The following is a 13,027-nucleotide window of genomic DNA, read 5'->3' on the forward strand; positions in this document are numbered from 1 at the left end:
CTCCGCCTTGGACGTCTCTCAGAACCGATCTTGCCATGAACAGCGCAGATCGCCGAGGACTTATGTGATCATCCGGGATGGAACACATAAGGTCGTGCGATACTCCGGTCATGGCGCGACACCGCGCCCGGCCGTGCCGTCACCGCCCAGCCCCAGCGTCAACGCGTTGACCGCCGCCGCCGCCATCGCCGAGCCGCCTCGACGGCCCAGAACCGTCGCATGGGGAATGCCCAGATCCGCCGCGACCAGCGCCTGCTTGCTCTCGGCCGCGCCGACGAAACCCACCGGAAAGGCCAGGATCGCGGCGGGGTGCGGCCAGCCCGCGGCCAGCCCCTCCAGCAGATGGAAAAGCGCGGTGGGTGCGTTGCCGATCGCCACCACCGCGCCCGCCAGCCCCTCGCGCCACAGCTCGACCGCGGCGGCCGAGCGGGTGGTGCCCAGCGCCTGCGCCAGCCCCGGCGTGCGCGCGTCGTTGAGTGTGACGCGGGTTTCCACGCCCTCGGGCAAGGCCCGCGCGATCACGCCGCGCGCCACCATTTCCGCGTCGCAATAGATTGGCGCGCCTGCGCGCAGCGCCGCCTGCCCCGCCTGCATCACATCGGCACTCAGCCGCAGGTCGCGGGCCAGATCGACCATGCCGCAGGCATGGATCAGCCGCACCGCCATGTCATGGGTGGCGGCGGGCAGCGCCTCCAGCCGCGCCTCGGCCCGGATAATGCGAAAGCTTTCGGCATAGATCCGCTCCGGCGCACGCTCATAGGGGGCGGGGTTGCTCACACCTTCCCCTTTACGTGTTTGCGCACGCTTTCCGGGCCCAGCGGGTGGTCGGCATGGGGATAGGGCGGGTGGTGATGGTCGTGGTCATGGTGATGATGGTGCCCATGGTCATGATCGTGGTGATGATGATGGTGATGCCCCGCATCCAACCGGCAAACCCCGGTGCAGAAATCGTCGCAGAGCGTACAGCTCGCCACGTTCGAGCCGGGCGCGGTGGCGCCCTGCCCCTCGACGTGGTGGTGATGGCTTTCCTGCGGCATGCCCACCTCGCTCTCGAAGCCCAGAACCTGCGTGCGATACTTGCACATCGAGCAGTTCATCACCGCCTGGCCCTCCAGGATCTCCGTCACCCGCTCGGCGAAGGTCTCCAGCACCTGCGGATGATCGTTGAGATACCCCGCCTTGATGAACTGCATCTCGGGATGCGCCCGCGCCACCATGTCGGTAAAGCCATAGATCCGGTCGATCAGCACCCCGGTGAACAGGAAGTAGGGAAAGACGACGACCCGCTTGTAGTCCAGCTTGACCACCTGCTCCAGACACGGCTCCACCAGCGGAAATGTCACGCCGGAATAGCCGACCTCGCACCAGCCGAAGCCCATGCCCTCCCACAGCATCCGGGCGATCTTGTTGACGTTGGAATTGGCGTCGGGGTCGGACGCGCCGCGGCCGATGACCACCAGACAGGTGTCGTGCCGCGCGACAGGGCCATGATCGGCATCGGCCCGGGACAGAGCCTCTTCGATCCGGGCGCTGGCGGCGCGGATCATCCGCGGGTCGATGCCCAGCTCGCGCCCGTAATCCACCCGCACCCCATGCTTGCGCGCATATTCGTTCAGCACCGAAGGGATGTCGTTCTTGGCGTGCATCGCGGCGAAGAGCATGCCGGGCACGGCTAGGATGCGGTCGCACCCCTTGTCGCGCAGCCGGTCCAGCCCCTCGCGGATCACCGGATTGGCGAACTCCAGATAGCCATAATCGATTTCCCATTCGGGCGGCAGATACTCCGGCAGCCGCTCGGCCAGCACCGAAAATTCGCGCACCGCGTCTTCGCTGCGCGAGCCGTGACCGCACAGCATCACGCCGATCTTCTCATTATGCCCTGCGTCGGGTCGGGCATCGGTCCTTGTCCGGGATCTGTCCATCGGGTCGCTCCTCCTCGCAAACTGGCGCGCGCCCCCGCCGCAGGTGTGCCTGCGTCGACGATGACGCGCGGCGGCCCCCTGGATGGGTCGGCCTCGCCCGTCTTCCGCTCCGCCTTCCGGCCTCGTCAGCCCGCTGGTAGCAGCGCCGCCGGGGTGACGCAAGAACCGCGCGACATGCGTTCCAAATGGATCAAATATCCGCGCCGCAGGCATGGCGCCCCCTACACATCCGCGCCCCGATCCGGTTAAGTGCGCGCGATTGCAGATCAAGGTAAGCACCCGATGCCCAGCGATGGATGAACTCTGGACCGGACTGACGCAGGCGGGATGGCTGTTGCTGACGCTCGACCCCGATCTGGTCGAGATCACGCTGCGTTCGCTCCAGGTGACCCTGACGGCGGTGCTCATCGCGTCGGCGATCGGCCTGCCGCTGGGGGCATGGCTGGCGGTCAGGCGGTTCCGCTATCGGCGCATGTCGATCGCGCTGCTGAACGCGCTGATGGGGCTGCCGCCGGTGGTGGTGGGGCTGGTGGTCTACATCCTGCTCAGCCGGTCGGGGCCGCTGGGTGTGCTGGGGCTGCTGTTCACGCCGACGGCGATGATCGTGGCCCAGGTAATCATCATCACGCCGCTCATCGCGTCGATCGCGCATCAGGCGATCCGCGACCTCTGGGCGGATTACCACGACCTGCTGATTTCGCTGAACACGACCCGCGGCCAGCGCATCCGGGCGCTGATCTGGGACGGGCGGCGCGCGCTTCTCACCGCTTCGCTCGCCGGTTTCGGGCGCGCCATCGGCGAGGTCGGCGCGATCATGATCGTGGGCGGCAACATCGACCACGCCACGCGGGTGCTGACCACCGCGATCGCGCTGGAAACCGGCAAGGGCGATTTCGCGCTGGCGCTGGGGCTGGGGTTCGTGCTGATCGGGCTGGCGGTGCTGGTCAACCTGGGCATCCACGCGCTGAGCCGCACCGAAAGGGCCAGCCAATGGTAAGCTCCATCCTGCCGCTTCGCCTTTCCTCCGCGGTGGTGCGCCGCAGGGGCCGCCGCCTGCTGGGGCCGGTCGACCTGACGCTGGACGGCTCTGGCATCACCATCGTGATGGGGCCCAACGGGTCGGGCAAGACCACGCTTTTGCGCCTGATGCACGGGCTGGAACGCGCAAGCGAGGGCGAGGCGCGCTGGAACGTCCCCGAACGCGTGGCGCGCAAGCATCAGGCCTATGTGTTCCAGACCCCGATCATGATGCGCCGCACCGTGATCGACAGCATCGCCTATCCGATGATCGTGCACGGCAGCCGCCGCGCCCGCGCGCGCGCGCAGGCCGCCGACTGGGCGGCGCGGGTGGGCCTGGGCCATGCGCTCGACCGGGATGCCACGGTGCTGTCGGGGGGCGAAAAGCAGAAACTCGCCCTCGCCCGCGCGCTGATCCGCGCCCCCGAGGTGCTGTTCCTGGATGAGCCCTGCGCCGCGCTGGACGGGCGCGCCACCACCGAGATCGAGGCGATCCTGCTGACCGCCCGCAGGGACGGCACGCGCATCGTGATGTCGACGCATGACATGGGTCAGGCCCGCCGCCTGGCCGAGCAGATCCTCTTCCTGCACAAGGGCACCTTGCGAGAAGCGGGCGAGGCGCATAGCGTGCTGGCGAATCCCGCCACGGACGAATTTCGCGGGTTCATCAAAGGAGATATCGTTCTATGAAACTTGGTATTCTTTCCACCGCCGCGGCGCTGCTGATCGGCTTTTCCGCCCACGCCGAAGAGATGAAGATGGCGGTCACGACTTCCTTCCACAACTCGGGCCTGTCGGAAATCCTGCTGCCCGCCATCAAGAAGGACACCGGCATCGACGTGCAACTTCTGGTGGTCGGCACGGGTCAGGCCCTGCGGCTCGGGGCTGCGGGCGACGTGGATGCGCTGCTGGTCCATGCCAAGTCCGCCGAGGAAAAGTTCATAGCCGAAGGCAACGCGCCCAAGCGCACGGAAATCATGTACAATGACTTCGTGTTCATCGGCCCGTCCGAGGATCCCGCGGGCGTGCGCGGCGCCGACAGCGCCACCAAGGCGCTGACCGACATCGCCGACGCGCAGGAAGATTTCGTCAGCCGGGGCGACGACAGCGGCACCAACAAGAAAGAGCTGAGCCTGTGGAAGGCCGCCGATCTGGACCCCGCGAGCTTCGGCGACTGGTACAAGGCCGTGGGCGCGGGCATGGGCGCCGCGCTGAACACCGCCAGCGGCATGAATGCCTATATCATGTCGGACCGCGCCAGCTGGCTGAAGTTTGCCAACAAGGGCGATCTGCAACTGCTTTACGCAGGCGACCCGGCGCTGTTCAACCAGTACGCCTACCTGCGCGTCAGCCCCGAAAAATTCCCGCATGTCAAAGCGGAGCTCGCGCAAAAGCTCGAGGACTGGCTGCTGAGCGATCGCGCGAAAGAACTGATCGACGGCTACCGGCTCGAAGGTGAACAGCTGTTCACCTACAACGCCAAGCAGTAAGACCGCCAAGCGGTAATTTCCACGTCCAGAGCGCCGGGCCGGTTTTCGGGCTGGCGCTCCTCCGTCTCACGTCGCGGCCGCGAACGGGACGCTCTCACTTCAGGCGCAGATCGCTGAGGCTTGCCCGCACCGCGGAATTGGTGTCGTCGCTGTCGGCAGACACGGCAATGCCCACCAGCTGCTGCCGCGCGCTGCCAAAGGCGCGCTTGTAATCTGCCGACAGATCGACGCTTTCGTCGAAGGCCCCCGTCCCCGCGGCGCGCTGGATGACGGTCGCGCCGCGCGCCTTCAGATAGGGGCTCTTGACCAGCCGCCCTTCCGGGCCGCTGCCGCCCCAGACAAAGACCAGCCCCCCGGCATTGTCGTTCTTCAGCAGCGCGCCGACGGAGGCCCTGGGGCCCAGCGCCTCGGCCTCGGCGGCGGGCAGGAACACGAAATAGAGCGCGACATTGCGGTCGTCGCCGCCCTTGCGCGTCAGATCGGTTGCGGGCACCGATTGCGTCACCGCCCAGGACCAGCTGGCCCGGGACGCCTGCCAATCCGCGCGCGGCAGCCGTGTATAGACCAGCGACACCGCGTCGTCTGAGGCGATCCCCAGCGTATTGCCGGAAAAGTCGAATTTGTTGTGGGAAAACAGCGACAGACGCTGCGTCATCCAACCATCGGAAAACGGCAGCGGCATCGACTGCGCGGCAGAGGCCAACCCCAGCATCGCCATGATGAGGCCCGCGCCCCGGAATTTGCGAAATTGCATGTCCGCTCCCTGTGATGTGCTGTCGGCAAGTCTAGGCCGCGCCCGCCCCGCGGCAATTCACATCGGCGTCAGCCTGCCGCCTTTCCCGCGGGCTCAAGCCGGTTGCAGCGTGCCGTCCACCAGCCGGACCATGCGGTCCATGCGCGCGGCAAGCTGCATGTTATGCGTGGCGATCAGCGCCGACAGCCCGGTCGCGCGCACAAGCGTCATCAACGCGCCGAACACCTGATCGGAGGTCGCGGGGTCGAGATTTCCGGTCGGCTCATCGGCCAGCAGCAGGCGCGGGCTGTTGGCCAGCGCCCGGCAGAAGGCCACGCGCTGCTGCTCGCCGCCCGACATGGCGGCCGGACGGTGCTGCGCGCGCCCGGCCACGCCAACCTGTTCCAGAAGCCCCATGGCCCGGCCCCGCGCGTCCGCCTGGCTGACGCCGTTGGCAAGCTGCGGCAGCACGATGTTTTCCAGCGCGGTGAATTCGGGCAGCAGATGGTGGAATTGATAGATGAACCCGATGTCGCGGCGGCGCGCCTCGGTGCGGCGCTTGTCCGACAGGGCACTCATTTCGGTGTCCGCGATCTGCACCAGGCCGCTGTCGGGCGTGTCCAGCAGCCCCGCGATATGCAGCAGCGTGGATTTGCCCGCCCCCGAGGGCGCGACCAGCGCCACGACCTCGCCTTTCGCCACCTCGATCCCGGCGTCTTTCAGCACGGTGATCTCGCCGGGTTTGCCGTGGTTGTAGGCCTTTCGGACAGCGGTGAGCCGAAGCATCGCATCACTCATAACGCAGCGCCTCCACCGGGTTCATGCGCGCGGCTCGGCGCGCCGGGAAATAGGTGACCACAAACGAAAGCCCCAGCGACAGCCCCACCGCCGAAAGCACATCGCCGGGCATGAGCTTGGCCGGCAGGAAATAGATGCCGCGCACCGACGGATCCCAGACCCCGCCGCCCGCCACCGCGTTCACCACCCCGAAGATCGGGTCGATGTAGATCGCGAAGAGGCTGCCCAGCACCGTGCCTGCCACGGTGCCGATCACGCCCACCAGCGCGCCGCAGATGAAAAAGACGCGCAGGATCGATCCCTCGGTCAGCCCGACGGTGCGCAGGATGCCGATGTCGCGGCCCTTGTTCTTGACCAGCATGATCAGCCCCGAGACGATGTTCATCGCCGCGATCAGCACCAGGATCGACAGGATGATGAACATCACGTTGTCCTCCATGTCGAGCGCGCGCAGGAACGCGCCCGACGCGTCGCGCCAGGTCCAGATCAGCGTGCCCTCGCCGGTGGCGCGCGTGATCGCGTAGCCGATTTCATCGACCTTTTCGGGGTTCCGGACCATCACCTCCAGCTCGTCCGCGCCCCCTTCGCGGTTGAAGTAGGATTGCGCCTCGGCGAAGGGCAGATAGACCCGCGTCTTGTCGATGTCGTAGCGGCCCACCGAAAAGATATAGACCACCTCATAGGCGTTGATGCGCGGGCTGGTGCCGAAGGCAGTCTTGACCCCGTCGGGCGAGATCAGCTTGATCCGGTCGCCGATCTCCGCGCCCAGCGCGCGCGCCACCCCCGACCCGATGGCGATGCCCTCGCCCAGCCGGTCGATATTGCCGATCGCCTCGGCCGGGTTCTGGATGCGCGGCAGCGATTTCAGATCCTCCAGCGCGATGCCGAAGACCTCGACGCCCGCATTGTTGGATCGCAGCGAGGCCAGCACCTGCCCCTTGATCAGCGGCGCCACGCGGGTCACCCCGTCGATCTGGCGGATGATCTGCGCCCGCTGGGGATAATCCTCGATCAGGCGGGTGGTGGTGCCGTCCTCGGCCACGCGCACGGCGTCATAGACGGTGATATGCGCGTTGGCGCCCAGGATCGTGTCGACGAATTCCGCGCGGAACCCGGCGCGCACGGCCAGCGTGGCGATCAGCGCGAAGACCGCCAGCGTGATGCCGATCAGGCTGATCCAGGTCATCACCGACACGCCGCCTTCGGCACGGCGGGCGCGCAGATAGCGCCAGGCGATCATCCATTCGAAACGCGAAAAGGGAGAGGTTCGGGTGGCCAAGCGAGGCTCCTGCGATCAATTCGCGCGGACCTTGCGATGCAGGCCCGGCAGGGTCAAGGGCACGGGGCCCGACCCGCGGCCCCCAGAGGGCCAAACGCCCCCACGTTCGAGTGATCGGGCCGCCCCGAGACCGCGCTTGGGCCGCCCTTGGGCCTGTCACGGCCATCCCCGGGCTGCTCAGGGCTGGTCCCCCCCCCCCGCGGTGGCTCAGAAAATACCGCGTCCCAGACGGTGACCCTCAAAGATCTCCTGCAGGCGGCTCAGCGCCTGTTCCGGCGGCAGTTCCTCGGACACGCCGGTGCGGCGGCTGGTCAGCTCGACCACACCGTTTTTCAGCCCGCGCGGCCCGACGGTGATCCGCCACGGCAGGCCGATCAGATCCATCGTGGCGAATTTCGCGCCCGCGCGTTCGTTGCGATCGTCGTAAAGCGGGTCCAGCCCCATCGCGGTGATCTGGCGATAAAGCGCCTCGCAGGCGGCGTCGGCCTCATCGTCGCCCTGCTTGAGGTTGACGATGCCCACATGGAACGGCGTCACCCCCTCGGGCCAGATGATGCCGCGGTCGTCGTGGCTGGCCTCGATGATGGCGCCCAGCAGGCGCGACACGCCGATGCCGTGGCTGCCCATGTGCACCGGCACCTTCGCGCCGTCGGGCGTGGTGACATTGGCGCCCATCGCCTCGGAATACTTGGTGCCGAAATAGAAGATCTGCCCCACCTCGATCCCGCGCGAGCTTTTGCGCCGCGCTTCGGGGATCTGGTCGAACAGGGCGGGATCATGCGTCTCGTCGGTGCGGGCGTAGGGGGTCGTCCATTCCTGCACGATGGCCTCGCATTCGGCGCGGCTGTCGAAATCGACCTGCCGGTCGCCGAAGCTGAGATCGGTGATCGCGCTGTCGTAGAAGACCTCCGACTCGCCGGTGTCGGCCAGCACCAGGAATTCATGGGTGTCGTCGCCGCCGATGGGCCCCGAATCGGCGCGCATCGGAATGGCCTTGAGCCCCATGCGTTCATAGGTGCGCAGATAGGCGACCATATGGCGGTTGTAGGCGTGGATCGCGGCATCGCGGTCGATGTCGAAGTTATAGCCGTCCTTCATGTAGAATTCGCGCCCGCGCATCACGCCGAAGCGCGGGCGGATCTCGTCGCGGAATTTCCACTGGATCTGATAAAGCGTCAGCGGCAGATCCTTGTAGCTGCCGACATGCGAACGAAAGATGTCGGTGATCTGTTCCTCGTTGGTGGGGCCGAACAGCATGTCGCGGTTATGGCGGTCGGTGATGCGCAGCATCTCTTCGCCATAGTCGTCGTAGCGGCCCGATTCCCGCCACAGATCGGCCGATTGCATGGTCGGCATCAGCAGCGGGATATGGCCCGCGCGGATCTGTTCCTCATGGACGATGGCCTCGATCTTCTTGAGGACGCGCAGCCCCAGCGGCAACCAGGAGTAGATGCCGGCGCTGGCCTGCTTTATCATGCCGGCGCGCAGCATGTAGCGGTGGCTGACGATCTGTGCCTCGGCGGGGGTTTCCTTGAGGACGGGCAGGAAATAGCGGCTCAGGCGCATGGCGCGGTATCCTTCGGGTCAATTTCCGGCACGGTCTAGGTCATTGCCCCGCTCCAGACAAGTCGCGCTTATCCGGACACACCCGCCTGCTCGCGCCGCCCGGCCCGGCCGTTTCGCTTGCGCGGCCCCCCGCCATGCGCGAAGAAGCCCGAAAGGAGGATGCATGGGGCTGCCGGTTCGAGATCAGGTCAAGATATGGGGCGTCGCGGGGGCGGTGCTGCTGGTTTTGCTGTGGATGATGGGCGATGTCATCCTGCCGTTCCTGCTGGGCGGCGCGGTGGCCTATTGCCTCGACCCCATTGCGGACCGGCTGCAACGGCTGGGGCTGTCGCGCATCCTGTCGACGGTGGTGATCACGCTGGGGGCGCTGATCCTGTTCGTGGTCGTCGGGCTGCTGGTCGTGCCCAAGCTCATCGAGCAGACGCTGGCGCTGGTGGATATGGCGCCGCGCATCGTGGCCAATCTGCAATCCTTCCTGACCGACCGCTTTCCCGACATCGGCGACGCCGAATCGACGATCCGCAAAAGCCTCGTCAGCCTGGGCGAAACCGTCCGCGACCGCGGCGGCGCCTTTCTCAACACGATCTTCGTGTCGGCCATGGGGGTGATCAACGTCCTGCTGCTGATCGTGGTCGTGCCGGTCGTGGCCTTCTACCTGCTGCTGGACTGGGACCGCATGGTCGCCCGCGTGGATGAGCTGGTGCCGCGCCAGCACGTGCATACCGTGCGCAGGCTGGCGCGGGAAATCGACGCGACGCTGGCCTCCTTCATCCGCGGCCAGGGCACGGTCTGCGTCATCCTGGGCACCTATTACGCGGTGGCGCTGATGCTGGTGGGGCTTCAGTTCGGCCTGGTCGTGGGCGCCGTCGCGGGATTCTTGACGTTCATCCCCTACGTGGGCGCGCTGGTGGGCGGCCTGCTGGCGATCGGGCTGGCGCTGTTCCAGTTCTGGGGGGACTGGCTCTGGATCGTCGTGGTGGCGGTGATCTTTCAGGCCGGCCAGCTGGTCGAGGGCAACGTGCTGACGCCCAAGCTCGTGGGCGACAGCGTCGGGCTGCACCCGGTCTGGCTGCTGCTCGCGCTGTCGGCCTTCGGTGCGCTCTTCGGCTTTGTCGGGCTGCTGGCCGCGGTGCCGCTGGCCGCCGTTCTGGGGGTGCTGACGCGCTTCGCGGTGGAGCGCTACAAGCAGGGGCCGCTTTATCGCGGCACCGCCGATGACGACGCGGCCTGACATGCGCGGTGCATCATGAGCGGCGAACAACTGGCGCTCGATCTGCCCAGCAAGCCCGCCCAGGGGCGCGAGGATTTCTTCCTCTCGCCCTCCAACGCGCTGGCTGTCGCCGCGCTGGAACGCTGGCGCGACTGGCCGCAGGGCAAGCTGGCGCTGATCGGCCCGCCGGGGTCGGGCAAGACGCATCTGGCCATGGTCTGGGCCGAGGAGGCCCGCGCTCGCGTGCTGCGGGCGCGCGATCTGACAGCCGCGGGCCTCGACGCGCTCGGCACCGGCAATATCGTGGTGGAGGACGCCGACGCCCCGCTCGGCGATGCCGCGCAAACCGCGCTTTTCCACCTGCACAACCTGTCGCTGGCCCATGGCGCGCGGCTGCTGTTGACGGGCGCCACACCCCCCGCCCGCTGGCCGGTCCGCCTGCCGGATCTGGCAAGCCGGCTTCAGGCGGCGGCGGTGGCGGAGCTGGACCCGCCCGACGACCGGCTGCTGGCGGCGGTGCTCAGCAAGCTGTTCCAGGACCGTCAGATCCCGCCCCCCGCCGAAGTCATCACCTGGCTGGTGCCGCGGATGGAACGCTCCTTTGCCGCGGCGCAGGCCGTCGTGGCCGAGTTGGACCGCCGTGCGCTGGCGCGTCGCTGCCGCATCAGCCGCACCCTGGCGGCCGAGGTGCTGGACAAGCGGCGCGGCGGGGCTCCATAACCGTATGAGCATCCACCCGGTCGCCCTCCCCGACCGACCCCCGAGCATCCTTGAGCAGAGAGGCCTTCATGGGTACAGGCGCGGCACCGCCTTCGGATTTCCTGAAATCGGATTTTCCCGACCCCATCGACCTGCCCGAGGTCGACCCCGAAGGTCCCTCGCGCTTCGTCAACCGCGAACTCAGCTGGCTGGCCTTCAACTGGCGCGTGGTCGAAGAGGCCGACAATCCGCGGGTGCCGTTGCTGGAACGGGTGCGGTTCCTGTCGATCTCGGCCACCAACCTGGATGAATTCTACACCGTGCGCGTCGCGGGCCTGCGCGAGTTGGCGCGTGCGGGCAACACCAGCCCCGCCGACGACGGGCTGATCCCCGCCGAGCAACTTGTCCTGATCGAGGCCGACGCGCGCCGCCTGCTGAGCGCGCAGCAGCGCGTCTGGGACGATCTGCGCCCGCTGCTGACCGATGAGGGCATCCACATCCTGCGCCGCGACGATCTGGCCGCATGCGACCGCGATTTTCTGGAAAGCTTCTTCATCGACAGCGTCTTTCCGATCCTGTCGCCGCTGGCCATCGACCCCGCGCATCCGTTTCCCTTCATCCCCAACGCGGGCTTTTCGCTGGCGCTGCAGCTCGAACGCGGATCGGACGGGCGCAGCCTGCGCGCGCTGCTGCCCGTTCCCGGCCAGATTGCCCGGTTCGTGCGTCTGCCCGACGATGGCGCCGCGATCCGCTTCCTGCCGCTGGAGGAGCTTTTGCTGCTGCATATCGGCTATCTGTTTCCCGGCTACCGGCTGAAGGCCGACTGCGCCTTCCGGGTGCTGCGCGACAGCGACATGGAGGTCGAGGACGAGGCCGAGGATCTGATGCGCGAATTCGAGGTCGCGCTGAAACGCCGCCGCCGGGGCGAGGTGATCCGCCTGAAAATCTCCGCCAATGCGCCGTCGGGACTGAAAAACGTGGTGATGGGCAATCTGAACGTCTCGCCCGAGGAGGTGGTGGAAATCGACGGGCTGATCGGTGCCACCGACCTGCGCGAGCTGGTGCTCGACAGCCGCCCCGACCTGCTGTGGCCGTCCTTTACCCCGCGCGTGCCCGAACGCGTCCAGGATCACGACGGCGACATGTTCGCCGCGATCCGCCAGAAGGACATGCTGCTGCACCACCCCTATGAGACCTTCGACATGGTCGTGCGGTTCCTGGCCCAGGCCGCGCGCGATCCCAACGTCGTGGCGATCAAGCAGACGCTCTACCGCACCTCGCAGGACAGCCCCATCGTCAGCGCCCTGTGCGAAGCCGCGGAGGCCGGCAAATCCGTCACCGCGCTGGTGGAGCTCAAGGCCCGCTTCGACGAGGCCGCGAACATCCAGCAATCGCGCAGGCTGGAACGCGCGGGCGCGCATGTCGTCTACGGCTTCATCAACTACAAGACCCACGCCAAGATCAGCACCGTCGTGCGCCGCGAGGGCGACCAGCTGGTGACCTACACGCATTACGGCACCGGCAACTACCACCCGATCACCGCGCGCATCTACACTGACCTGAGCCTGTTCACCTGCGACGGCGACCTGGGCCGCGACGCGACCAAGGTGTTCAACTACGTCTCGGGCTATGCGCCGCCCGAGGGGCTGCTCAACCTCGCGATTTCGCCGCTGAACCTGAAACAGCGCCTGCTCGACAGCATCGAGAACGAGGCCGAGCACGCGCGCAACGGAAAACCCGCCGAGATCTGGGCCAAGATGAATGCCATCATCGAGCCCGACGTGATCACCGCGCTCTATGCCGCCAGCCAGGCGGGGGTGAAGATCAACCTGGTCGTGCGCGGCATCTGCGGGCTGCGTCCCGGCATCAAGGGGCTGAGCGAGAACATCCGCGTCAAATCCATCGTGGGCCGCTTTCTGGAACATTCGCGCATCGTGTGTTTCGGCAACGGCCACGGGCTGCCGTCGAAAAAGGCCAAGGTCTACATCTCGTCGGCCGACTGGATGGACCGCAACCTGATCCGCCGCGTGGAAACGCTGGTGCAGATCAAGAACGCGACCGTCAAGGCGCAGATCGTCAGCCAGATCATGGCAGCCAACCTGGCCGATGTCGCCCAAAGCTGGGTGATGGACGCCTATGGCCAGTTCACCCGAACCCCGCCCGAAGAGGGTCAATATGCCTTTAACTGCCACCGGTTCTTCATGGAAAACCCGTCGCTGTCGGGGCGCGGATCGGCCGGCGCCTCGGATGTGCCGAAATTGGCCCATTCCAAGGATTGACGCTCGCGACCGGGGCGCGCCATGTTGAGCGCGT

The 13,027-nt window shown here is 67.0% G+C and carries 12 protein-coding genes; 6 read left to right on the plus strand and 6 right to left on the minus strand.

The window, feature by feature from the left end:
- Positions 1-108: 108 nt before the first annotated feature.
- Both ACU0BR_RS07800 and ACU0BR_RS07805 read right to left on the minus strand, forming a co-directional pair.
- Positions 109-777 (minus strand): precorrin-8X methylmutase, encoded by a 669-nt coding sequence (locus tag ACU0BR_RS07800; protein WP_446156287.1) that lies wholly within the window; start codon positions 775-777, stop codon positions 109-111.
- Positions 774-1,922: a sirohydrochlorin chelatase gene (locus ACU0BR_RS07805; RefSeq protein ID WP_446156288.1), complete on the minus strand. Its 1,149-nt coding sequence runs from the start codon at positions 1,920-1,922 to the stop codon at positions 774-776. Before ACU0BR_RS07805 ends, ACU0BR_RS07800 begins: the two co-directional genes overlap by 4 nt.
- A 292-nt stretch (positions 1,923-2,214) precedes the next feature.
- Between ACU0BR_RS07805 and ACU0BR_RS07810 the strand changes: the two genes are divergently transcribed.
- The 3 genes from ACU0BR_RS07810 to ACU0BR_RS07820 are packed head-to-tail and all read left to right on the plus strand — an operon-like array spanning position 2,215 to position 4,429.
- Positions 2,215-2,919, plus strand: coding sequence for an ABC transporter permease (locus tag ACU0BR_RS07810; protein ID WP_446156289.1), 705 nt, complete (start codon positions 2,215-2,217; stop codon positions 2,917-2,919).
- Entirely contained in the window at positions 2,913-3,629 is a 717-nt protein-coding gene (locus tag ACU0BR_RS07815) for an ATP-binding cassette domain-containing protein (RefSeq protein WP_446156290.1), read from the plus strand. Before ACU0BR_RS07810 ends, ACU0BR_RS07815 begins: the two co-directional genes overlap by 7 nt.
- Positions 3,626-4,429, plus strand: coding sequence for a substrate-binding domain-containing protein (locus ACU0BR_RS07820; RefSeq protein WP_446156291.1), 804 nt, complete (start codon positions 3,626-3,628; stop codon positions 4,427-4,429). Before ACU0BR_RS07815 ends, ACU0BR_RS07820 begins: the two co-directional genes overlap by 4 nt.
- 94 nt (positions 4,430-4,523) lie before the next feature.
- Here ACU0BR_RS07820 and ACU0BR_RS07825 read toward each other — a convergent pair whose 3' ends face one another.
- From ACU0BR_RS07825 to proS, 4 genes are all read right to left on the minus strand, one after another.
- The gene (locus ACU0BR_RS07825) at positions 4,524-5,183 is read right to left on the minus strand and encodes a DUF3047 domain-containing protein (protein WP_446156292.1); all 660 of its coding nucleotides are present in this window, start codon (positions 5,181-5,183) and stop codon (positions 4,524-4,526) included.
- Positions 5,184-5,276: 93 nt separating this feature from the next.
- A complete protein-coding gene (locus ACU0BR_RS07830) occupies positions 5,277-5,960 on the minus strand; it encodes an ABC transporter ATP-binding protein (RefSeq protein WP_446156293.1) in 684 nt (227 codons plus the stop codon).
- Positions 5,953-7,239, minus strand: a complete 1,287-nt coding sequence (locus ACU0BR_RS07835) for a lipoprotein-releasing ABC transporter permease subunit (protein ID WP_446156294.1) — start codon at positions 7,237-7,239, stop codon at positions 5,953-5,955. Before ACU0BR_RS07835 ends, ACU0BR_RS07830 begins: the two co-directional genes overlap by 8 nt.
- 207 nt (positions 7,240-7,446) lie before the next feature.
- Positions 7,447-8,805 carry a proline--tRNA ligase gene (proS, locus tag ACU0BR_RS07840; RefSeq protein ID WP_446156295.1) on the minus strand — a complete coding sequence of 453 codons (1,359 nt, stop codon included), beginning with the start codon at positions 8,803-8,805 and terminating at the stop codon, positions 7,447-7,449.
- 163 nt (positions 8,806-8,968) lie between these two features.
- Here proS and ACU0BR_RS07845 point away from each other — a divergent pair, with 163 nt between their 5' ends.
- The 3 genes from ACU0BR_RS07845 (at position 8,969) to ACU0BR_RS07855 (ending at position 12,993) form a co-directional block, all read left to right on the plus strand.
- A complete protein-coding gene (locus ACU0BR_RS07845; protein WP_446156296.1) occupies positions 8,969-10,036 on the plus strand; it encodes an AI-2E family transporter in 1,068 nt (355 codons plus the stop codon).
- A 15-nt stretch (positions 10,037-10,051) separates the two neighbouring features.
- Complete coding sequence (locus tag ACU0BR_RS07850) at positions 10,052-10,735, plus strand: chromosomal replication initiator DnaA (protein ID WP_446156297.1); 684 nt, start codon at positions 10,052-10,054, stop codon at positions 10,733-10,735.
- A 68-nt stretch (positions 10,736-10,803) separates the two neighbouring features.
- Positions 10,804-12,993, plus strand: coding sequence for an RNA degradosome polyphosphate kinase (locus ACU0BR_RS07855; protein WP_446156298.1), 2,190 nt, complete (start codon positions 10,804-10,806; stop codon positions 12,991-12,993).
- Positions 12,994-13,027: the final 34 nt, after the last annotated feature.

It is taken from the genome of Brevirhabdus sp., assembly GCF_052826345.1.